Consider the following 20,999-nt stretch of genomic DNA (forward strand, 5'->3'; position numbering starts at 1 on the left):
AAAGTAAAAATTGACACAGTGTCAGCTTTTCTCAATTACCATAATAAATGGCATGCCGATGCATAGCGAGAAAGCGAAAATGATTGGAGTTGCATGACTATGGCCTCAAGGCTTGCCTGTCGGCGTGGCCAAAGAGGACTCTTATAAACAGGGGAGGTTACGATGATTCCAGGCGACAATCTGTCTTGGAGTAATTGGTCGGGCAGCGTGGAGACCAAACTGAAAGCAATTCTTCGTCCCAGGACCAAGGAAGAGCTACAGGACGTGATCCGATCAGCGCCGGGACCGCTAAGGCTCGTTGGCTCGGGCCATTCATTTACGCCGCTTGTCTCGACCCCTGGAACAATTGTCGATCTGTCGGCTCTATCCGGTTTGATCGATTATGACAGTGATGCTCTGACAGCAACGATTGCAGCGGGTACCAAGCTGAGCGATCTGACGGAATTGCTCGCCGGGATCGGCCAAGCACTGCCCAACATGGGCGATATCGACAAACAGTCTGTCGCTGGCGCCCTCGGTACGGCAACGCATGGCTCGGGCCTTGGCCTGGGGGCTTATCACACCCTGCTGAAAGGCATGCAGTTCATCGATGGTCGCGGCACGCACCGGGAATTTACAGCCGGACGTGATGACGAGATGATCCATGCGACCGGCGTGACGCTTGGTAGTTTCGGAGCCTTGACTGCCGTTACCTTTCAGAATGTCCCGGCTTATAATCTACGCCGCAAGCGGACAATGCTGTCGATTGGTAATACGCTTGAAAACTTCGAAACCCTGATGTCAGCCCATCGATCGGCGGAGATTTTCTTTGTTCCCTTTGCCAATCATGCGCTTTTTCAGACACTGGATATCACTGACGAAACGGGTGATTTTCAAGTGACCTCGGAGGACGAAGACGGTCTTGCGACGCTGAAGAAACTCAGAACCTTTCTGCGGTGGTTTCCCGGCTTGCGGCGCAAATTGATCGGCAATGCCATGGCGAAGCTGTCTGACGAGGAAGCCGTGGGTGAATGGATGAAGGTCTATGTCACCGACCGCCAGACCAAGTTCAATGAAATGGAATATCATCTGCCGTTTGAAGAGGGAGCCGGAGCTCTGGCGGAGATCATCGAACTGATTGAGAAGCGCTTTCCGGAAATCTACTTTCCCATTGAAGTCCGCAGTGTCAAAGGGGACGAATTCTGGCTCAGTCCCTTCTACAAGCGTGACACGTGTTCCATAGCCATTCATCACGGCATCGGTGAAAATCCGGCAGCGTTCTTCCTTGCTGCGGAGGCTGTGTTCCGCAAGCGGGGTGGGCGACCGCATTGGGGTAAATTGCATAACCTCAGGGCTGCCGATCTGGTCGGCATCTATCCGCGATTTAAGGATGCAATGGAGATCAGATCAGAAATAGATCCCGAAAATCGCTTTATCTCGCCTTACATGGCGACGCTGCTTGGGGTTCGATAATGGTTGATGCCGATTATTTTCGGATGCTCTCCGAAGCGCTTTCTCAAGCCGAATTGTTTCGTCCTGTGCTTGTTGTCGACCGAGATCGGCTTGATGCAAATATTGCCACGATTGCGGGCGGTCTCGCGCCGGGTCTTGGCTTACGGGTCGTTGATAAATCTCTGTCATCAATCCCATTGCTCGAGCGCATTCTGACACAAGCCGGAACGATGAGCCTCATGAGCTTCCATCTGCCGATGACCTGTGCCGTATTGGAAGCCTTCCCGAAGGCAGAAATTCTTTACGGCAAACCGCTCCCTACAAGAGCGCTTGCGGCATGGATGCGGCTCGCTTCTCCGCATCTGGTCGAGGATCTTCTGCGACGCACGGTGTTTCTGATCGATAGCCCGGACCGGCTCGACCAATATGCGGCACTGGCGCGCGAAGCTGGACAAACAATCAGAATAGCTTTTGAGACGGATACCGGCATGCATCGCGGTGGGTTCGAAACGCCAGATGCGCTGGCTGCCATCTGCGCACGTGCCATTCAGCAAAAGGAGTTGAGAATAGAGGGTCTTGTCGGCTATGAGGCGCATATCCCGGAGGTTGCTCGTCTCATCGGAGGCGCTGCGGAAAGGGAGAAAGTCATATCCCGCGTCAAGGCATTTGTTTCGGTATTTCCGCATGGCACGTGCGCCATCGCCAATACGGGCGGCAGTAAAACTGCGCTTTCCTATCATGATGCCGGTGCCGCGAATGAAGTTTCCGTGGGCTCGGCTTTCCTGAAGCCGACGGATTTCGATATGCCGTCTCTTGAGGCTGTGCAGCCTGCCGTCTTTATTGCCACGCCTGTGTTGAAAGTGGAGGAGGTTCGCCTGCCGGGGCCTCCGTTGCTGACAAGTCTAATGCAGGCTATCGGCCTTTTCCCGCGCAAGGGGTGTTTTCTCTATGGCGGCAAGTGGATGGCCAAACCGGTTTTTCCCAAAGGCATGCGGGAAAACAAGATCTGGGGGCTTTCATCCAATCAGCAAATGATGGCTCTGCCTTACGAAAGCACCTTGAAACCTGATGATTTTGCTTTCTTTCGCCCGACGCAGAGCGAGGCGGTGCTGCAACATTTCGATGGAATTCACGTTCTTTCCAAAGGCCGGATTATCGAAACCTGGCCCACTCTTCCGCCGGGTTGACGGAAGAGGTTTGTGATCCTTTTAGACTTGGGTTTTATTCCAAGCGACCATTGACATGCTCAGAATTCGATCAGATACCCCAATCCAACGGCGACCGCCCAATCATGCTTGGCGGTTGCGTCATAAGTCGCTCCGGCGCTGACGCTCTGTGAACCGGCAGTGAGGTAAGAGACGGAGGTTCCGAGATCGAATTTACCGAATTTGGTTTTGTACTCGGCGCCTAGTCCAAGCGACCATGTATCGGTCGTAATGTCTGCTCCTGTCCCTACGCCTTCATCCCAGGTCACGTTGACCGTTCCAGACAGTTTTTCTGTAAATTCATGACCAACACCAATCTGCACCGTGTAGCCGTCCTTATAGTTGAAGGCCTTGTTGCTTGTGCCAAGCCCGGTGACGTCATATCTGAAGTTTTGAAGAACGCTCCAGTCTGTCCAGGTCAAGGAACCGTAAACCAGCCAACCCGGCGCGACGCCGGTCTGGGCAGAGAGCTTGATCGACTGCGGTAGGGTTCCGGTTCCGTTAGCAGGTGCTGTGTCTGTCACACCGGCAGCAGCGGCCAGCGCTGAGGGCGTGAATGTCCCTTCCGCATCATGCGAGACTTGCGATCGGTACATGAGCTGGAAGCGCATGGCATATTCGGGAATGTCGTAAGCGGCGCCCACTCGGTAGCCTAAGGCACCGTCATCCTTCAACCGAATGTTACCGTAAAGGGTGTTTTCTTTGTATTCGAAGCTTTCCAGAAAGACGCCGCCGATCACGTAAAAGCGGCCCGGCCCGGCGTCCACCCGCACATCGCAGGTTGCACCATATTCATCCGTCGAAAACTGCATTTTTGAGGTTGGATTGACGAGAGGCAATCCCTGGCTCACAGCTGTGGTATATTCGGCGTTCTGCGCCTGGCTTCCATACGTTGCAGATGCGCCAAATGGTTGCGTATATGTCAAAGCGCAGGCGATACCGGAACCAAGCGTTGCCTTGACGGCGACGCTTGGTATCCAAAACTCATCCGAATAGGCTTTATCAGAAGCACGGGCGCCGTTCAGGGTTGAAAATGAGCGGCTTGGTGAGACATATATTGCTCCGGTGCGTAAACTATAGTTTCCATCCGTAAACAGAATATCAGTGTCTGCCTCGCCTCTGCTGAAGCCGCCCGCGATTGCAACGCAAGGCGCAAACGATAGTGCGCCCACCCATATTGCCAGCGCAAATTGAGGCGCTCGCCAAGAATATTGACTGCTCATTTCGTTCCCTTTTTTTATGTAGCATCGACGACATCGAGTTCCCGAAATTATTTTTCCCAGTTTTCGGTTTGATGCTTTCCTGCATTCTCAGTATCGATCACCCCCGGGTATTGTTTAGGGTGATATTCATTCGGTGCCTGTCTCGATTCATGTCTTTAAACAGGTCGCGTCCTCCAGCGGAGGGATGGCCGAACTGCAACATATCAAAGACCGGTAATTCGTTGCTTTCTCCCTCGTCAAAGCGAACTGAAATTGCTCAGCATATGGCGGTTCCCCAATTTAACCACGATAAATTGGACCTCGTTTCCATCAAGGGAAAACCTGGTCATATTGGTGTCATATGAGGCCAAGTCTTACCTAACGGGCAGGACGATGCTGCTTGTGTGGTATTGGGTTCAGACGCTTGCTCCAACCAATGACGCGGCAAGGTCATCATCAGTCTTCAAGGAAACCGATAGCTTACGCAGAAGTGTGCCGCAGTGGACCCTATACTCACCGGCATGACACGAAAAATGATGGAAAATGACTCTTCATATTAGTCACGCATCATAAACCTGGCCAGAACTTGTGCCAGCCATCCGTAAGGAGGCATGGCGAGGCGTGCGGGATTGAAAAGACGGACTTTCGCAATGCCGCGGGCGTGCGAAAAACGCTTGAAGCCCTCATGACCATGATAGGCCCCCATGCCGCTTGGCCCGATACCGCCAAAGGGCAGGTCGTTTTGAGCGATATGCAGAAGGGTACCGTTGATAGTGACATTGCCGGAAATCGTGTTCGACAGTGCTTTTTTCTCGGTCGCCCGGTTTCCCGTGAAGATATAGAGCGCCAGAGGGCGCGGGCGCTCGCGGACAAATTTCAACGCTGTGTCAAAATCCTCATAGGGAATAAGGGGCAGGATTGGCCCGAAGATTTCTTCCTCCATCAGCAAGCAGTCCGCAGGCGGGTCGATTACCAGCGTGGGTGCGATCACGTGTCCTTGAGAGGGCATGGCGATATCAGCAGTGATGAGTTTGGCCCCACGGGCGCGGCATTCCTCAATGCCTTTCAGCAACCGTTCATGCGCTCGAGCGCCGACAAGGCTTGAATACTGTTCTTGCCCTGCGTGTTGTGGCCCCGCATGTTGTGGTCCCGCCTGTCGTGGATAAAAAGCCTCTGCCTGAGAGATCAGGGCGGATGCAAGGTCTCCAAGTTTTGATTTCTCGACCAGAACATAGTCAGGTGCAATGCAAGTCTGGCCCGCGTTCATCAGCTTTCCAAAGGCGATGTCACGGGCTGCATCGGCAATGGGATAATCCGGGGCGATGAGTGCGGGCGACTTGCCACCCAGTTCCAGGGTGAGCGGTGTCAGGTTAGCAGCTGCTGACGCCATAACCTTGCGACCGACTGCCGTTGAGCCGGTGAAAATCAGATGATCGAACGGCAGGGCAGAAAAGGCTGCGGCAATCTCCACCCCTCCTTCGATAACGGCAACCTCCTCCGGGGAGAAATAAGCCTCGACGAGCTTTGAAAGAAGAGCCGAGGTTTCCGGCAGCAATTCCGACGGTTTGATGATCGCCCGGTTTCCCGCAGCCAAAATGTCAATCAGCGGTCCGAGTGCCAGTAGAAGCGGATAGTTCCACGGCACCATAATACCAATCACCCCGAGCGGCTGGTATTGGACCCAATTTGCAAGCTGCAGAAACTCAATCGAGCGTCCACGGCGTTCGCGTTTCATCCATCGGCGTAGATGAGACCGTGTATGGCGAAGCGCGCTCATGAGCGGAGCAATCTCCAATTGCACCGTTTCATGATCGGATCTATGACCAAAATCCCGAGAAACCACATCGCACAGCGCTTGCCGGTTCTCCTTCAGCAATCGGCCGATCCGGTTCAGGCGGTCCCGACGCAAGGACAGTGACGGATAACTGTCATGCTGGAAGGATTGTCGCTGGCGTTCCAGAATAGACTGGAGAGTTTCAATGGCCATATCGAACAAGTTTCACTCCGCTATTTTGTTTATTACAGTCGCTGGAAAGCTACGGTGCAGATGGCCAAAGATGATTGCTGCACAGACCGCCGCGATTGCCAGGGGCAAGAGACAGGACCAGGCGAAGAGGCTCGAATCGTAGCCTTCAAAGATTGGCCCGGCAATTGCGGTTCCCAGCGTGCCCCCCACGACGGCAACCACTAAGGTTCGTGACATCACTGACCCGTCGGGGTCGTTTTCGGTCAGTATACCTGTGATAAACGGGGTCACGATATAGAAACCGATATTGACCAGAACCTGTGTCGTGACGAAAATCAGGGGTGTCAGCATGGTGAACAGGAAATAGATCGACATCGCCATGATCAGGAAACCCAGCAGCACGGCTGGCAGTCTTTTGGCCTTGTCATGGGTGAAAGAAGGAATGATCGCTCCCAGGAAGCCCACCAGCGATGATAGGGCGAGATAGAATCCAACTTCACCATTGCTCAGCCCCACTTTTTCCCCCACATAACCGCAGACTGCCCATTGCGCCGCCTGCACCCCATAAACGAGAAATACAACCATCATTGCAAGCAGCATTTTCCCATTGTTGAGTTTGGTGTGACGGCTTGCCACAGGGAGCCGGGACGAGCGCCTGGCAACGAAAACCAGGAGCGGCGCCATGATGGCGGTAAACGCGCCCAACATGAGAAAGACAGGCGCTCCCGCTTCTTCCGGTGGCACGAGTGATACCACGAAGAGCAGCAACCCCATGGCGGTTCCGCCAATCAGGCTAAGCGCGCCCCAGTATCTTTCGGCATTGGCAAGCGAGGCAAGGCTCATCGAAACCAGACTGAACAAGGCGCCCTCGCCAAGTCCGGTCGCAAATCTTGCAGTGGCAAGGCTGTAAGGGTTTTGAAGCCAGAAACTCAGCGCTTCGCCGGCCATGACCGCGACAATGCCGCCAATCGCCACTGCTTTCCACGATCTGAGCGCCAGTTTGGGTAAGAATATTCCATAAAACGCAATGCCCGCGAGTTCCGCGCTGGCGACGATTGTCGCCATTGCTTCGTTATAGCCGGTCAGTTTGCTCATCGATAGAACGACGACGGGCATGACCATTGTCCCATTCAGCGCGACCGCATAGGCAGCACTCAAGCCGAGTATCCACAAAAGCATCGTCATTCTCCCAGAGAAGTGCGCCCCCGGAGAGGTTGGTCCCCAGAGAGGCCGGGCAGCTTTTCGCATACCCATTGTTCCGCCTGTTATTATTGTCCGGCCCTTAAAGAACGCGGTGAAGTTCAGAATAGGAGGACGACACTGCATCACAAGGGAGTTCGGGGACACTGTGGTGTCATCTCCGGCCAATCTATCTCCCAGGACCTCCCTGGCATTGACTGTCGTCATGGAGGTGTCTTTGTATCTCATGCTCCGCGCAGCGGATATACTCGGCCCGAATGGACAACAGTATGCGGAGGAATATTGTACGGTTGGGGCAAATGCCGCATAATCCCTGATATTTCCGGTCATAACCGGCTCTGTTGGAGGAGAATGGAGCAGGATGCCGACATGGCTGTCGCAGCAGAAATGGACGTGAAGGTTAAGTCATAAGGGGGGTCTGATGAAGACAGTCGATGCGCGTTACGTGACTGCCAATATCCCGGCGTTTCTCATTCGCAGCCTCGTGATGACGCTCACGGATTTTGGTCTCGACGCCTCGCGATTAACGGCTGGCCTCGGCATTCCCATGGAGGATCTTGCCGACCCAGCCTGTCGGGTTTCTTTTCGCCAGGGACGTGAGGCGATCCTGCGGGCCATGAAAATGACCAGGGGCAAGGCGCTTGGATTGGAGACCGGGATTCGCGAAAAGATTACCTCTGTGGGCCTCGTCGGTTATGTGATGGTAACGGCAGCGACTGTGGGTGACGCGGTCAAGCTTGGCCTTGATCTGCAAAAAGATACCGGCAGCATGCTGGAATTCGACACCAGGGAAAGCCCGGAGGGCGTCGTCGTCACGGCGGCGAGCCGTTTTCACGATCCCGACATCTATGTTTTCCTGGTGGAAGAGGCTTTTGCCAGTTTCATGGGGGTCGCCCACGGCCTTGTCGGTGAGGGCTTCAAGCCTGTCCGGGTCGATTTTGCTTACCCTGCGCCAGCGCATACGGAAGCATATCAACGGGTTTTCGGCTGCCCGGTCCGATTTGGCCAGATGGAAAACGCCTTCATCTATGATGCCGCCTGGTACAAGCAACCGCTGCTGACATCCGATCCTCTTAGCCATCGCCAGCTTCTTGAATTCATGGCCTATAACCGGGCCCGAAGCCGCGAGGCGGCTGAAATCATCGAATCCGTCGAAAGGGTCCTGCGACAGAAGCTGCACAGCCGCATGCATATTTCCAAGGTGGCCCGTGCGCTTGGCATGAGCGAGCGCACCTTGCGTCGCAGACTTGCCGAGAGCGGGGTTTCCTTCCAATCGCTTCTGGATGATCTTCGCAAGAACCGCACGCTCGAACTGTTGGGCAACAGGAACATGTCTGTCGAGCAGATCGCATTTGCGGTCGGATTTTCGGACCCTCATAATTTCCGGCGCGCCTTCCGCCGTTGGACTGGCACCACGCCTGGCGCGCTTCGTGCGGATCTATCGCCTATTTGACCGGTAAAGACCCCTCAAAGGACAGCTTCACCGCTACGCAAATGGCGGTTTTTTCCCCTATTATAGGTGCAATATCCAATAAAAATGGGGAGCGACCTGGAAGCTATCCAGGCTGCATGCACGGCGATAGATGGCCAATTCTGACCAATATGTTTTATCGATCGATCTTGGCACCAGTGGCTGCAAAGTTGGATTGGTGTCGATTACCGGACACGTGGTTGCCTGGGCATTCCGGTCGGTGCCGCTCCAGGTAATCGATACGATCGGGGCAGAGCAGGATCCCTCTCAGTGGTGGAACGCCTTCATCGAAGCAAGCCAGGATGTGCTCAGCCAGAGTGCCGCGCTGCGTGAGAATATCGTCGCCATCTGCTCATCTACCCAAGGCGAGGGAACTGTTGCCGTTGACCGTGACGGCAATGTGTTGATGAACGCGATTATCTGGCTCGATATGCGCGGCGCCCGCTATCTGAAGAAGGAAATGCGCGGTGCAATGAAGGTCGCGGGCTATGACGCGATCAAGTTGCAGAAATGGTTGAGGCTATGTGGCGGTGCCCCGGCTCTGTCCGGCAAGGACCCAGCGGGCCACATGCTGCTGATCCGCGATGCTTTCCCTGATATCTACGAGAAGACCTACAAGTTTCTCAACGTTCTCGATTTCTTCAATCTGCGTCTGACAGGCCGGTTTTGCGCCACGCAGGATTCCATTCTCACCTCCTGGGTGACTGACAATCGCGATGTCAACCATATCCGCTATGATGACGGGTTGATCGGTGCCAGCGGTATCGACAAGGCGAAATTTCCCGATCTCGTCAGGTGTACGGATATCGTTGGAACTCTGCTTCCTTCCGTTGCCGATCTGTTGGGCCTGTCACCGAAAACGCCGGTCGTTGCCGGTGCCATCGACAATTCAGCCGCCGCGATTGGCGCTGGAACGCTGGCCGATTATGATACCCATCTTTACATGGGATCATCTTCCTGGATCTCGGCCCATGTGCCTTTCAAGAAAACCAGTGTGATGGACCAGATCACATCGGTTCCTTGTCCGGTACCATCGAAATACCTGATGATCGCCATGCAATCGAGCGGGGCGAGCAATATCGCTTTCCTGAAGGACCGTATTGTCTTCCATGACGATGGCCTGATCGATTCCGAACCGACGCCTGATACTTACAGGCTTCTCGATGAGATTGCCGCCCGCACACCTGCCGGAGCGGCTGGCATGATGTACCTGCCCTGGCTTTTCGGCGAACGCTGCCCGGTGGATGACCCGACTCTTCGGGCCGGGATCTTCAACATGAGCATGGAGCATAACCGCGAGACACTGGTGAGGGCGGTCTTCGAAGGCGTGGCGCTCAATACACGCTGGATGATGAAGCCGGTCTCCCGCTTTCTTGGCCGAAGGCCTGAGGCAATCACCATGATCGGCGGCGGTGCGATGTCGCCCGCCTGGTGCCAGATCTTCGCGGATGTTCTGGGCGTCCAGATCCGCCAGCCACATGATCCGATGAAAGCCAATGCACGCGGTGCGGCCTTCATCGGGGCTGTGGGGCTCGGCCTCATCCAGTTTGACGAGGTCGCGCGCCATGTGGTGATCGATAGGGTTTACGATCCTGATCCGGCAACGCAGCGGCTCTATGACGAGCGCTTCGGTATCTTCACGGAACTCCATCGGCGCCTGGCGCCGCTTTACAAACGTCTGAACGGATCGAAGGGCAAGATTCATGGCTAAATTCATGGCCCAGCGGCAGGAGATTGCCGATATGTGCCGCTATTTCGCGGATAATGGCTATTTTGCCGGAACCGGCGGCAATATCGGCGTCCGCGTCGATAAGCAATTGATGGCGGTCACCCCCTCGGCCTCCGACTATTACACGGTCGAGGCGAAAGACGTGGTGATCCTCGATATCGAGACCCTCGACATTGTCGAGGGCGACAAGACGCCGACCATTGAAAAGGGACTGCATGCCAGGATGCTCCTTATGCATCCTACCCGCCATGCCAGTGTTCATACACACCAGCCTATCGCAAGCGCTGTCGCCCTGCTGCATGAAATCCTGCCCTGGCCAAGGGGAAGCGATCTTGGGGCACTGGGTCCCCACGTCGCGCTTATTCCCTACAGGCCGTCAGGCACGGGAATGCTGGCAAAGATTTTTGCGAAGTCCCTGCGGCCCGACATCTTTGCATATCTTCTGGCCAGTCACGGCGTCATCTGCGCGGGGGCCGATCTCAAGACCGCCGCGGGCATGATCCGCAAGATCGAAGCCGCCGCCGCCGCCCACCTGCGCGAACGCATCAACAAACACGTCAATCTGGATCGGCAACTCCAGGCGTTCATTCTGAACGTTCTGGACAAGGCTGAGACCAAGGGAGCTTGAAATGAACATGGCAGCTCGTAACTCTGAACTTTCCTACAGCATCAGTGCCTGGCCGGATAACAAAGACCTCATGGATCGGCTGAACGCTCTGCTCAAGCAGCCGCCCAAAGGCATCTCCAAGACCAATATGCCCAAGGTGCTCGATTATTTCGAACAGAAATGCCAGACCTCCAAGGCCTGGGCCGCACGGGCGGCGGAGGTTATTCCGGGCGGGGTCCAGCATAATCTCGCCTTCAATTATCCGTTTCCCATTGCAGCCACCAAGGTCGATGGCGCTTATATGTGGGATGCGGACGGCAATCGCTATACTGACTTTCTGCAGGCGGGCGGACCGACATTGCTTGGCTCCAACTATCTGCCGGTGCGCGAAAAAGTGCATCATCTGATCGACGAATGTGGTCCGGTGACGGGCCTCCTTCACGAATACGAATTCAAGCTCGCCGAGATCATCCGCAAATTTATGCCGGGTATCGAAATGTTCCGCATGCTCGGTTCCGGTACGGAAGCCTGCATGGGGGCCATCCGCTTAGCCCGTGCCCATACCGGCAAGAAATGGGTGATCAAGGTCGGCGGCGACTATCATGGCTGGAGCGACCAGATGGTCTACGGCATGCGTGTGCCCGGTACCGGTCGGCGCGAAGCTACGGGCATTCCGAAAGGTGTCACGGGTTATACTCAGGAAGTCTTCCCCAATGAGATTGGCACGCTCCGGCGCAAGCTGATGCTGAACCGTATTCGCGGTGGCACGGCAGCGGTTATTCTCGAGCCTCTGGGGCCGGAAAGCGGCACGCGGCCTGTGACGCCCGAATACAACCGCGAAGTTCGCAAACTCTGCGACGAATTCGGCGCTTTGCTGATCTTCGATGAGGTCGTCACCGGTTTTCGTGTCGGCATGGGTGGCGCACAAGGCTATTTCAACGTGACGCCCGATATCACCGTGTTCGGCAAGTGCCTCACCGGTGGTTATCTGATGGCTGGCGGGATCGGCGGCCGCAAGGACATCATGATGACCCTGGTCGGGGGTATCGGCACCTCGAGCAAGCGGGCCTTCGTTGGCGGCACGCTTTCGGCCAATCCGCTGTCCTGCGTTGCCGGTTACTATGCAATCGAGGAAATGGCGCGCACCAATGCGCCGGTTGTTGCCGGACGAGCTGGCGACCGTCTGGCCAAGGGCTTGAAGGAGATCCTCAACCGGCTCGGCCTTCCCTATGTGGTCTATAATATGGGCTCCATCGTTCATCTGCAGACGTCCGCCGTGCTGTTGATGAGCATGCGCAACCCGATCAAGCTGATGCGCGAGGCCAATCCCCGTAAACACCTGATGGAAGAGATGGGTGCAGCCTATATGGCCCATGGCATTCTAACCCTGGCGGGCAGCCGCATCTATACCAGCATGGCGGACACCGATGAGGTGATCGACGATGCCCTTGAGCGTTTTGAAACCGTTTTCCGTTTGGTGTGACATGCTTATGAAAGTCAATAATGCCTATATCGAAGAGGTTCTTGGCCGGGCGGCGGCACGCCTGGCGGGAAAAGGGCTTCTCAAACCGGGTGATGTGCTGTCGCAGCGTATTCCCGAACAAAATGCCTTTGTGAGTGTCCGGATCAACTCCGGACAGGACGTGCCCGATGAATTCGAATGGACAAGTCTTTCCGCGACGCCGGGCCTGACCGCGACACCGGGCCTTTCCGCGATACCGGGGGACTTGCATCATCGCATATACCGGGCACGGCCGGATGTGGGTGCCATTGCCTCGGGCGGCTTGACCTGGACATCAGCACTGGCGCGCCTCGATCTTTCCCTGCCGGCGGTGTTCGATGAGCAGATCCGTCACCTCGGCCTTGAGGCAAAACGTTTAGGCATGTGCTCGACCGATGACCCGACAAAGGCCTTGTCGAACGGCGCCAACGCCTATTGCCTTGATGACATGGCGCTGTGCTTCGGCATGGGGCTTGAGCGCCTGCTGCTCAATATCGAGATCCTGGAAAAATGCGCTGAATGTTTCATTCTTGCGCAAAGTGCCACAGTCAAGGTCAAGCAGATCCCATGGCTCATCAGGTTCATTGCCAATGGGCGTCTGAAGAAAGATCAGAAGGAGGCCGCAGCCCGGCATCTTCGCGGGGAACGATCGATCATGAAGGCCGGATACTGACTAAAGCGCGACAGCGCCTTTCCAACCTTGGTGGGCGGCAGGCCAATGGTGCGATTGCTGCGTGGAAGCTATCTTTTTGCATCGCCGGACACCCGCAGAGGATCTTTTGCGGTCATTTTTTGATCAGCTAAGGCCAAGCCGGTATCCGCATATTTCGAACCGTTTCTTCCATCTGTTACGATCATTCCCATAAGAAAAACAGGGGTTCAGAATGCAAGAGACCATGCTCGTCACGGGCGGGAGCGGATTTGTCGCCAGCCATCTCATTCTTCAACTTCTTGAAATGGATGCCACTGTGCACACCACGGTCAGAAGCCTGCGCAATGTGGCCAAGATCAAGCCTTTGACCGATATGCAGGCCCGCTTTCCGGGGAAGTTGACGCTCTATGAGGCCGACCTTCTGACCCCTGGTTCTTTCGATGCCGCAATGGCTGGCTGCGCGATTGTTTTCCACGTCGCATCGCCTTTCAAGCTGCCGGAAAAAATCAAGGATGGGCAGCGCGAAATGGTGGAACCTGCCCTTCAAGGCACCCGTAATGTTCTTGGCAGCGTCAACAGGACTGAAAGTGTCCGGCGCGTGGTGATGACATCGACGATTGGCGCGATTTTTGGCGATTATATCGATATCCGGTCGATGAAGAATAACACGGTTGCCGAGGACTATTTCAATACGTCAAGCAATGTTCAAAACAATCCATACCATTATTCCAAGGTTCTGGCGGAAAAGGAAGCCTGGAAAATCCAGGGTGAGCAAAGCCGCTGGAGCCTGACAACCATCAATCCAGGCATGATCCTCGGCCCTTCCTTGACGCCTGCTTCTGAATCCGGCTCGCTTTTTCTGCTGGACGAGATGTTCAAGGGATATTTTTTCTACGGCATGCCGGACCTCAGTCTCGCATGTGTGGATGTTCGCGACGTGGCGCAGGCGCATATCCGGGCGGCGCTGAATCCGGACGCAAAGGGGCGTTATATTCTCGCGGAAAACCGCACCCGGACCTTCCTGGAAATCGCCGGTTACGCACGCCGGGTTCACCCCAAGCCCTATCTGTTGCCCTCCTGGCAGATTCCCAATCTGGTGGTTCGGCTGATCGGGCCGCTGTTTGGCCTGACGCAGGCATATATGACGAACCATCTCGGCATTCGCTTTGCTCTGGATAACAGGCGCAGCCAGTCTGAGTTGGGCATCGCCTACCGGCCATTCGAGCAGACGATGGCGGATCATTATCGCGGTTGGGCGCAACAGCGTCGCGCGACTGCGTAATGCCAAGCCGAAGCCGATTTAAGGAATGATGCAGTCATCAGGCAGGAGATCAATCATGCATTTTTCAGGAAAAATTATTTTGATTGTCGGCGCTTCTTCCGGCATGGGGCGAGTGCTTGCCCAGCGGCTTGCAGGCGAGGGTGCCAAGGTGATCGTTACGGCGCGGCGCGAGCCGATGCTCATCGAAGTGTCCGAGGATATCAGCAGCGCAGGTGGCGATTGCCTCGCCATCGCGGCTGATGCAACTGATGCGGCGGCCGCCGCCGAGGTGGTGAAAACCGTGATCGATCACTATGGCCGGATCGACATGATCTATCTGAATGCAGGCGGTGCGCCAGCCCTGGATATGCGGCTGATGAGCGCCAGTGACGTCAATGCCTGCATGCGTTTGAATTACGATGTCGTGGTCAATTATCTCTTCCCGGTTTTGAAGCAGATGATGCGACAGGGTGGGGGGTATGTTGCGCATACGAATTCGCTCGCAGGCTTCCTCGGCGTGCCGCTTCAAGGCCCTTATTCCGCAGCCAAGGGAGCGGCTATGCTGCTCATCGACACCTGCCGCGTCGAATTTGCCCGCTATGGCATCAAGTTCACCACCGTTTATCCGGGGTTTGTCGCCACCGAGGCAACGGCTGGTGATGGGATGCCTGCGCCTCTTGAGATTTCAGCGGACAAGGCCGTTGACCACATTCTGTATGCGCTCAGGAATGAGAAGGCGGATTATCTATTCCCTTTCACGATGCGCTGGTTAATCCGGCTGGCCCATATTCTGCCCAAGCCTCTAACGCTCTGGATTTTGGGCAAGTCGATGCCGGTATTGCCGGAGATTGGCCACACGCAAACGATATCGACCTGATAGGCGATTTTTGAACGCCTCACCACGGGACAGATACCGCATCCACCATCAAAGCCGACAGATCAACAGTGAGGTAAGGCATCCTGATGCAAGACATCGAGTCTGCTGTTTTTGATCTTGATGAAACATTGCTCAACTGGGATTCAACCGCCGCCTGGATTCTGGAGCGGGTGGGTCAATCAGGCTGGCGCTTTGTGCTTGCGGCATTGGCATTGCCTTTCGCCGGTCCATTGATTGTGTTTCCGCCGCTGCGGCGCTGGGGAACCTCGGTCTTTCTCTGGATCGCCACGTTCGGACTTTCCGAACATGCCTTGAAAGTCTCTTTCGTGCGTTTTGCCGACAGGGTTAACGCAGGCAAACAGCCAAGGCTAGCCTGGCATGAGAAAGGCCTGGCCGAGCTTCGGCATTATTTGAACCAAGGCAGTCGGGTGGCCGTCGCAACCGGAGCGCCGCTGTGGATTGCTGCGCCGTTTGCAGCGTGCATAGACAGTCGTATTCAGGTGGTTGGATCGGGATTACACCGCGTTCTCGGTGGCTGGGTTCTCAGCGATCATTGTCGCCATGAAAGAAAATGCACAGCGCTTGGCGGCATAGGATTTCAGGGGAGATGGACTGCGGCCTACACGGACAGCTTAGATGATCTGCCGATTTTAATGCGGGCGACACGGGCGTTTGCCATTAATAGTTCCTCCAGGAAAAGAAAGAAATTCGACGCCAACGGATTGAATATTCAGTATTTGAACTGGTGAGCCGTTGTTTTGATGACGGAATGAGGACTAGGAAGATTCATTGAAAATGAATCCTCCTATCGAAACGTCAAGAGGTTCCTGCCACACTCTCGTGCCTGACATCTCTGCCGTTAGACGATTAAGCCCTTCATCGGCTGAACACTGTCCGAGCCTGGAAACACAACACTGGCCAGATGACCGGCACTGGCGCCAAGAAGATCGACCGCCATGCCTTTGATCACGGCGCGAATGTCGGTGGTGGCGGCCAGATCCCGGCCTTCGAACAGCTGGTTCTGCTTCAGCCCCGGCCAGTCGGTGATGATGCGGCCACCCCGCACGGCACCGCCAGCGAGGAAGGCGGTCGTGCCGGTGCCGTGGTCGGTTCCATCAGTGCCGTTGATCCGTGCCGTGCGACCGAACTCCGTTGCAACGATGATCGCCGTATCCTTCCATGCGGGTCCAAGTTCCTGTTCGAAGGCGGCAATAGACTTGTCGAGGCCAGCCAGAAGCTTTGCCAACCGGTCGATTTCCTGCGCGTGCGTGTCCCAACCCTCGAAGGCAAGTGCTGCGACACGCGGGCCATCCGGTTGGGCTAGCAACCGGGCAGCGCCGCGGGCCATTTGCTCCATGCCGTTCGGGTCGCCGGGGCCGCCTTTCGACTTCATGTCGAGGCCGGATGCGATCTTGCCGGTCTGGATGCCTTCAATCAAAAGTTTCGACAGCATCGGGTCCGTGCGGCCATAAAGGTCCATCAGGCGTGGCGCAAGGTCGCCATCGGCGGGTCGCAGTACGGACGGTGCCCAGCCGAGCACAGGTGCCTTGCCGCGAATGACCAAGGGCGCGGTTGCTCCTACGGAAAGCCCCTGCACGCGCTCTGCCGCACCGGGAGCAATCTTGTCCCCAGCTGGCAATCCCTCCAGCATTCGGTTCATCCAGCCGGTTTCGACATGTCCGGGCGTCGGAAAGCCGGATTCCAGCACATCCTGTCCATCGAAATGCGAGCGCTCACGGTAGGCGGTGGCACTGGCATGGACTACGGCGGCCTGATTGGCGCGGAACAGGCGTTGGAAATTCGGCATCGAGGGATGCAATCCGAAAAAGCCGTCGAGCGGCAGCACCGGCTTGTCGCCATCCAGCCTCAGCGCGATTGACTGGCGCAGGCCCTCATAATCGGGATCACCGATGGGCGGTACGGCGGTCAGCCCATCCAGCGCGCCGCGCAGGATGATGGTGACAAAGCGGGGATCGCGTCCGCCAGCCGCATGGGCAAAGCGGGGCATGAAGGCCCAGGCAAACAAGGCACCGGATGTGCCGAGAACGGCGCGGCGGGTGGGGGAGAGGTTTTCGCAAAGCATGGTTCAGCGCCTCTGAAATTCGGGGGAAAGGAAAGCAATCGACAGGCCCTGTGGTCTGGTTTCGGCCCGGGAAATCGCCTGCAATGTATCGGCGGTGAGAAGCGGTCCCAGCCGGTCGCCAGCGAAGGAACGGGGGTCGATCTGGCCCTGGATCTGATGGGCAAACAGGTTGGCCGCATCGATGCGGGTCGCCAGAGATTCCGACGATGCCCAGGCATCGGTGACGTCGGAAAAACCGTTGGGTCCGGCGGGGTTCCACAGCGGTTGGCCAAGCGCGTTCAGCATGGAAATGATCTGCTCCGGTTTCGGCCTGATCCCGCTGCTGCGCAACATCGCCGCCACATAATCCTGTGGCATGCGCATTTTCGTCAGCGTCGGGTTCCAGGCTTCGTCGGCATCGATAAGGGCAGTGTAGACAGCCGAGAGATCGCCCTGCGACTTGGTATAGGCGGCAGCCAGTTTCGTCACCAGGGCCGGGGGCGGCTGGTCGGCGACAAAATACCGGACAAGTTTCGTGGCTATATGTCTGGCGGTTGCCGGGTGGCGAGCCAGATCGCGCAAGGCGGTGCGGCCCTGTTCCACACTGCCCTCGGCATAGGTCATGCCCATCACCGTGTGGTCGCCCGGTTCATGGGCATTGGCGTTAAAGATGAATTTGCCCTGTGGGCCTGGGCGCTTTTCATCGCGGTAGAATGTCCAGCCGGTAATGATCCGCGCCAGCGACGTCACATCTGCCTGGCTATAGCCACCATCAACGCCGAGCGTGTGCAGTTCCATGATCTCGCGGGCAAGATTTTCATTCAGGCCGCGCTTGCCATTCTTGTTGGCGGGCGAGGTCGGGCCGATCGATTGCTGGTTATCGAGGAAAACCAGCATGGCCGGATGGGTTTCGACCGCCAGCAGCATGTCTTCGAACCTCCCAAAGACATGGGGACGGATGGCCTCCCGCTCGAAGGCGCCAGCCAGAATATGCACTTCGCCACCCTTGCTGATCGCCACCGAAAAATGGTTGGCCCAGAACATCGCCAGCCGTTCGCCAAAGCCGATCAACGGTTGGTGGATCGTGCCGTTGAAACGGGCGTCGGCCTCCGCAAGCAGGATCTGCTGCGGAAAATAGGGACGCTTGGAGACCGGCATATCCGGCTTTTTGTCCATGGACTGGGGTTGGGCCTGGGCCTGAGCTTGGGCCTGCGGTTGGGGTTGCGACTGGGGCGGCATGGCACCCACCTGCATGCCATTGCCCTGCATAGCATTGCCTTGCATGCCGGCAGCTTGGGGCGGGCCGCCTGCGCCTTGCATCGCATTCGCGCCAGCCATGGCCGCGCCGGCCATGGCACCGGCTGCGGGTTGCTTGTCGCGTTCGGCTTTAACCTGTTTTTGGTATTCGTAAAGCGCCACCAGCAGATCGGAACTGGAGCGCAATTGCGCGCCGACGGGCGTTGGCACAGCACGCTCTGTGATCTCTTCCTTTAAGAGATCGCGGGGGGCATCCTTGATAGCGGTGATCCCGCCATCCGCAGCGCCAAGGCCGAAGCGCCAGAGCGCCAATGCGGCATCGACATCGTTGGAATTGGACATGGCCGATATGAACTCCGTTTCATCATCGGCCTTTCAACGTCGCTATAGGTTCAAATCCGTCGCTTTTGAAATATGATCATTTCGTGGCAGGCCGGGGTGCCTCCCGCTGGATCAATCCATCCGCCAGACGGCGTCGTTCATCGACCGACAGGCTGGCTACAAAATCGATCGCCTTCTGCTCGGTGGCGGCTCGCACCGCATATTCGGCCTCGCGAGCGCGTTTTAACGCATCGGCCAGCGCCACACCGTCGAGTTCAGGTTTGCCCATCAGGGCTGCGGCTTCGACACGCGCTTGGCGCGCTTCAAGCCCGGTGGAGCGCACATCACGGCGCGCATCGTTCAGGGCCTTCTGAAACTCACCGCGCAATTTTGAAGGCAGCTGCTCGCCCGCCAGCGGCAGACGCGAAGGCGGGATCGTGGCAGTGTCATAGAGATAGAAAAACCCGGCACCGGCAAGGGCGCAGATCAGGAAGGTGTTGAGCACCAGAAGGCCGATGGCCAGCCGCTTGAAACCGTGTTCCGTCATTGTATCTCCTGAGCAATCTCGCCTTCGGTCATGATATTGCCAAACGCCGTCGCGGTATCGGTCATCGGGATCTGGGTGGGCGGTGCAACTATTGCAACCGCCAGCGCACCGGTCAGGCCACCCGCAAGGCCGACGCCGAGAAGCCCCGCTCCGACCAGCCAGCGATGCAGCCTGCGGCGCAGTGTAACGCGCTTGTCAGCCGATTGCAGGATGCGGCCCGTCAGGGCAGCGGACGGAGACGGTGGGGCTGACAGGGCGAGAAACGCATCCAGGCGGGAAGCCTCCTCCACCATGGCGCGACCGGCTTCGGTTGCGGCAAAAATGTCAGCCGCCCTGCGCCGGTCTTCGGGCCAGCGTTTGCGGTCGCCGCCATAGGCTTCGGCAAGCGCGCGAAACCGTTCCGCATCCATGCTTTGCTTGCTGTCGTCACTCATTCCCATCTCCGTTCATCCCGTCGCTGGTCAGGCCTTCTGCGGTCAGCGTCTTCTGCAAAGACCGTCGTCCACGCGCCAAAAGGCTTTCCAGCGCATCGACGCTGATCTGCATCACGCTGGCTGCCTCCAGGTTCGACATGTCCTGATAGTAAACCAGGACGATTGCTTCCCGTTGCCGGGGTGCGAGCGCCTGCAAGGCCGCATTGACCCGCTGGCTGTCTGCTTCGCCTCCCGTCAACCCGGCATCCGGCAGAGGCGCGTCGTCCATCCGATCCGGCGGCTCGGCCATCAGCACGTCGCGCCGCTTGCGCAGCCGGTCGTAGCAAAGGTTGATTGCCACGCGGTGCGCCCAGGTATCGAAGCGGGCACGGCCTTGTCGCCAGCCACCGGCATGTTTCCAGATGCGCAGAAAGGTTTCCTGCGCCACATCCTCCGCCTCCGCCGGGTCGGCGAGCATGCGATTGGCAAGCGCCAGAAATCGGGGCAGCTTGCGCGCCACCATGGTCCGCATCGCAGCCTGATCGCCCGTCGCAACTTGCCTGACCAGTTCTTCATCGGGATCGTCGGTCATGTCCTCTTCACCGCAACCCATCCACCGCAACCCCGGCAGCTCCGCAGACACGGTTGCTCTGTTTTGCCTCGTTGGAGGTCAAAATGCGCAAGGACCTGGGAAGCATCAAGGTGAGGCGGATCAAATTTTCTCCCGAAGATGAGATAGGACAGCTAGGCCAATGGATCTTCAACGCGGGGAGGCTGGAATTCCGTCGCTCATTCAGGCATTTTTTTGGCGAATATCCGGCGCTTGGCCCGGCGTCCAGGGCTGCTGCCCCGGGAATACAGGCCGGGTTTTCGCCCGGCCTGCCGATCATCAACGCTTCTTGACGAATTCCGTCCGCAGCACCAGTCCCTTGATCGCGTCGTGACGGCAATCGATCTCTTCCGGGTTGTCGGTGAGGCGGATCGACTTGATGACGGTACCCTGTTTCAGCGTCTGGCCAGCGCCCTTGACCTTCAGATCCTTGATGAGGGTGACGGAATCGCCATCCTGCAAGATGTTGCCGGACGCATCACGGACCTCCGATGCCTGAGCGGCTGCGGCCGCCACTTCGGAGGCGGGGCGCCATTCGCCGGTCGCTTCATCATAAATGTAATCGTCGTTATCGCCAGCCACGGACCCTGCTCCTGAAGTGAATGTTATCTGATCTCCGTCGCTTACAGGAGCAAGGCCCGGTGTTGCAACGAGAACATCCGTTAATTCGAACATGAGGAACGGTTT

Annotated in this window: 20 protein-coding genes; 11 read left to right on the plus strand and 9 right to left on the minus strand. The window is 57.0% G+C overall.

Annotated features, from left to right (window positions below):
• Positions 1-162 precede the first annotated feature (162 nt).
• Positions 163-1,452: a D-arabinono-1,4-lactone oxidase gene (locus AVI_RS18335; RefSeq protein WP_012653626.1), complete on the plus strand. Its 1,290-nt coding sequence runs from the start codon at positions 163-165 to the stop codon at positions 1,450-1,452.
• The gene (locus tag AVI_RS18340; protein WP_012653627.1) at positions 1,452-2,618 is read left to right on the plus strand and encodes an alanine racemase; all 1,167 of its coding nucleotides are present in this window, start codon (positions 1,452-1,454) and stop codon (positions 2,616-2,618) included. The genes AVI_RS18335 and AVI_RS18340 overlap by 1 nt, the downstream gene beginning before the upstream one ends.
• A gap of 59 nt (positions 2,619-2,677) precedes the next feature.
• Here the strand turns inward: AVI_RS18340 and AVI_RS18345 are convergent, their stop codons facing one another.
• The 3 genes from AVI_RS18345 to AVI_RS18355 all read right to left on the minus strand — a co-directional run bounded on the left by AVI_RS18345 (position 2,678) and on the right by AVI_RS18355 (position 6,983).
• Positions 2,678-3,808 (minus strand): OmpP1/FadL family transporter, encoded by a 1,131-nt coding sequence (locus AVI_RS18345; RefSeq protein ID WP_244427789.1) that lies wholly within the window; start codon positions 3,806-3,808, stop codon positions 2,678-2,680.
• A 586-nt stretch (positions 3,809-4,394) separates the two neighbouring features.
• Positions 4,395-5,825, minus strand: coding sequence for a coniferyl aldehyde dehydrogenase (locus AVI_RS18350; RefSeq protein ID WP_041698445.1), 1,431 nt, complete (start codon positions 5,823-5,825; stop codon positions 4,395-4,397).
• A gap of 12 nt (positions 5,826-5,837) precedes the next feature.
• Positions 5,838-6,983: an MFS transporter gene (locus tag AVI_RS18355; protein WP_139192516.1), complete on the minus strand. Its 1,146-nt coding sequence runs from the start codon at positions 6,981-6,983 to the stop codon at positions 5,838-5,840.
• A 442-nt stretch (positions 6,984-7,425) separates the two neighbouring features.
• Here AVI_RS18355 and AVI_RS18360 point away from each other — a divergent pair, with 442 nt between their 5' ends.
• The 8 genes from AVI_RS18360 (at position 7,426) to AVI_RS18395 (ending at position 15,851) form a co-directional block, all read left to right on the plus strand.
• Positions 7,426-8,457, plus strand: a complete 1,032-nt coding sequence (locus AVI_RS18360; RefSeq protein ID WP_012653631.1) for an AraC family transcriptional regulator — start codon at positions 7,426-7,428, stop codon at positions 8,455-8,457.
• A 130-nt stretch (positions 8,458-8,587) separates the two neighbouring features.
• A complete protein-coding gene (locus AVI_RS18365; RefSeq protein ID WP_012653632.1) occupies positions 8,588-10,186 on the plus strand; it encodes a xylulokinase in 1,599 nt (532 codons plus the stop codon).
• Complete coding sequence (locus AVI_RS18370; protein ID WP_012653633.1) at positions 10,179-10,832, plus strand: class II aldolase/adducin family protein; 654 nt, start codon at positions 10,179-10,181, stop codon at positions 10,830-10,832. Before AVI_RS18365 ends, AVI_RS18370 begins: the two co-directional genes overlap by 8 nt.
• A gap of 1 nt (position 10,833) precedes the next feature.
• Positions 10,834-12,294 (plus strand): aspartate aminotransferase family protein, encoded by a 1,461-nt coding sequence (locus tag AVI_RS18375; protein ID WP_012653634.1) that lies wholly within the window; start codon positions 10,834-10,836, stop codon positions 12,292-12,294.
• 7 nt (positions 12,295-12,301) lie between these two features.
• Positions 12,302-12,985 carry a hypothetical protein gene (locus AVI_RS18380; protein ID WP_012653635.1) on the plus strand — a complete coding sequence of 228 codons (684 nt, stop codon included), beginning with the start codon at positions 12,302-12,304 and terminating at the stop codon, positions 12,983-12,985.
• Positions 12,986-13,196: 211 nt separating this feature from the next.
• Positions 13,197-14,246, plus strand: a complete 1,050-nt coding sequence (locus AVI_RS18385; RefSeq protein ID WP_012653636.1) for an NAD-dependent epimerase/dehydratase family protein — start codon at positions 13,197-13,199, stop codon at positions 14,244-14,246.
• Positions 14,247-14,301: 55 nt separating this feature from the next.
• On the plus strand, positions 14,302-15,102 hold the full coding sequence (locus AVI_RS18390; RefSeq protein WP_041698448.1) for an SDR family NAD(P)-dependent oxidoreductase: 801 nt from the start codon (positions 14,302-14,304) through the stop codon (positions 15,100-15,102).
• A gap of 86 nt (positions 15,103-15,188) precedes the next feature.
• Positions 15,189-15,851 (plus strand): HAD family hydrolase, encoded by a 663-nt coding sequence (locus AVI_RS18395; RefSeq protein WP_012653638.1) that lies wholly within the window; start codon positions 15,189-15,191, stop codon positions 15,849-15,851.
• 110 nt (positions 15,852-15,961) lie between these two features.
• On the opposite strand, the gene AVI_RS18400 is transcribed toward AVI_RS18395, so the two are convergent.
• The 5 genes from AVI_RS18400 to AVI_RS18420 all read right to left on the minus strand — a co-directional run bounded on the left by AVI_RS18400 (position 15,962) and on the right by AVI_RS18420 (position 20,294).
• Positions 15,962-17,185, minus strand: coding sequence for a DUF1501 domain-containing protein (locus AVI_RS18400; RefSeq protein WP_012653639.1), 1,224 nt, complete (start codon positions 17,183-17,185; stop codon positions 15,962-15,964).
• 3 nt (positions 17,186-17,188) lie between these two features.
• Positions 17,189-18,763, minus strand: a complete 1,575-nt coding sequence (locus AVI_RS18405) for a DUF1800 domain-containing protein (protein WP_012653640.1) — start codon at positions 18,761-18,763, stop codon at positions 17,189-17,191.
• Between the two features lie 76 nt (positions 18,764-18,839).
• Positions 18,840-19,289, minus strand: a complete 450-nt coding sequence (locus AVI_RS18410; RefSeq protein WP_012653641.1) for a periplasmic heavy metal sensor — start codon at positions 19,287-19,289, stop codon at positions 18,840-18,842.
• A complete protein-coding gene (locus tag AVI_RS18415; protein ID WP_012653642.1) occupies positions 19,286-19,723 on the minus strand; it encodes a hypothetical protein in 438 nt (145 codons plus the stop codon). The genes AVI_RS18410 and AVI_RS18415 overlap by 4 nt, the downstream gene beginning before the upstream one ends.
• Entirely contained in the window at positions 19,716-20,294 is a 579-nt protein-coding gene (locus tag AVI_RS18420) for an RNA polymerase sigma factor (RefSeq protein WP_012653643.1), read from the minus strand. Before AVI_RS18420 ends, AVI_RS18415 begins: the two co-directional genes overlap by 8 nt.
• An 83-nt stretch (positions 20,295-20,377) precedes the next feature.
• Between AVI_RS18420 and AVI_RS18425 the strand changes: the two genes are divergently transcribed.
• Positions 20,378-20,605, plus strand: coding sequence for a hypothetical protein (locus AVI_RS18425; protein ID WP_041698451.1), 228 nt, complete (start codon positions 20,378-20,380; stop codon positions 20,603-20,605).
• Here AVI_RS18425 and AVI_RS18430 read toward each other — a convergent pair.
• Positions 20,592-20,894 carry a zinc ribbon domain-containing protein YjdM gene (locus AVI_RS18430; protein ID WP_041698808.1) on the minus strand — a complete coding sequence of 101 codons (303 nt, stop codon included), beginning with the start codon at positions 20,892-20,894 and terminating at the stop codon, positions 20,592-20,594. The genes AVI_RS18425 and AVI_RS18430 overlap by 14 nt on opposite strands.
• Positions 20,895-20,999 lie beyond the last annotated feature (105 nt).

Source organism: Allorhizobium ampelinum S4 (genome assembly GCF_000016285.1).
Taxonomy (GTDB): Bacteria; Pseudomonadota; Alphaproteobacteria; order Rhizobiales; family Rhizobiaceae; genus Allorhizobium; species Allorhizobium ampelinum.

Excerpts from the sequence above, each read along its gene's own strand:
- AVI_RS18370 (WP_012653633.1), top strand. The coding sequence starts at position 10,179 with ATGGCTAAATTCATGGCCCAGCGGCAGGAGATTGCCGATATGTGCCGC.
- AVI_RS18335 (WP_012653626.1), top strand. The coding sequence starts at position 163 with ATGATTCCAGGCGACAATCTGTCTTGGAGTAATTGGTCGGGCAGCGTG.
- AVI_RS18350 (WP_041698445.1), bottom strand. The coding sequence starts at position 5,825 with ATGGCCATTGAAACTCTCCAGTCTATTCTGGAACGCCAGCGACAATCC.
- AVI_RS18410 (WP_012653641.1), bottom strand. The coding sequence starts at position 19,289 with ATGACGGAACACGGTTTCAAGCGGCTGGCCATCGGCCTTCTGGTGCTC.
- AVI_RS18365 (WP_012653632.1), top strand. The coding sequence starts at position 8,588 with ATGGCCAATTCTGACCAATATGTTTTATCGATCGATCTTGGCACCAGT.
- AVI_RS18400 (WP_012653639.1), bottom strand. The coding sequence starts at position 17,185 with ATGCTTTGCGAAAACCTCTCCCCCACCCGCCGCGCCGTTCTCGGCACA.
- AVI_RS18425 (WP_041698451.1), top strand. The coding sequence starts at position 20,378 with ATGCGCAAGGACCTGGGAAGCATCAAGGTGAGGCGGATCAAATTTTCT.
- AVI_RS18355 (WP_139192516.1), bottom strand. The coding sequence starts at position 6,983 with ATGCTTTTGTGGATACTCGGCTTGAGTGCTGCCTATGCGGTCGCGCTG.
- AVI_RS18340 (WP_012653627.1), top strand. The coding sequence starts at position 1,452 with ATGGTTGATGCCGATTATTTTCGGATGCTCTCCGAAGCGCTTTCTCAA.
- AVI_RS18420 (WP_012653643.1), bottom strand. The coding sequence starts at position 20,294 with ATGACCGACGATCCCGATGAAGAACTGGTCAGGCAAGTTGCGACGGGC.
- AVI_RS18385 (WP_012653636.1), top strand. The coding sequence starts at position 13,197 with ATGCAAGAGACCATGCTCGTCACGGGCGGGAGCGGATTTGTCGCCAGC.
- AVI_RS18415 (WP_012653642.1), bottom strand. The coding sequence starts at position 19,723 with ATGAGTGACGACAGCAAGCAAAGCATGGATGCGGAACGGTTTCGCGCG.
- AVI_RS18375 (WP_012653634.1), top strand. The coding sequence starts at position 10,834 with ATGAACATGGCAGCTCGTAACTCTGAACTTTCCTACAGCATCAGTGCC.
- AVI_RS18360 (WP_012653631.1), top strand. The coding sequence starts at position 7,426 with ATGAAGACAGTCGATGCGCGTTACGTGACTGCCAATATCCCGGCGTTT.
- AVI_RS18405 (WP_012653640.1), bottom strand. The coding sequence starts at position 18,763 with ATGTCCAATTCCAACGATGTCGATGCCGCATTGGCGCTCTGGCGCTTC.
- AVI_RS18380 (WP_012653635.1), top strand. The coding sequence starts at position 12,302 with ATGAAAGTCAATAATGCCTATATCGAAGAGGTTCTTGGCCGGGCGGCG.
- AVI_RS18395 (WP_012653638.1), top strand. The coding sequence starts at position 15,189 with ATGCAAGACATCGAGTCTGCTGTTTTTGATCTTGATGAAACATTGCTC.
- AVI_RS18390 (WP_041698448.1), top strand. The coding sequence starts at position 14,302 with ATGCATTTTTCAGGAAAAATTATTTTGATTGTCGGCGCTTCTTCCGGC.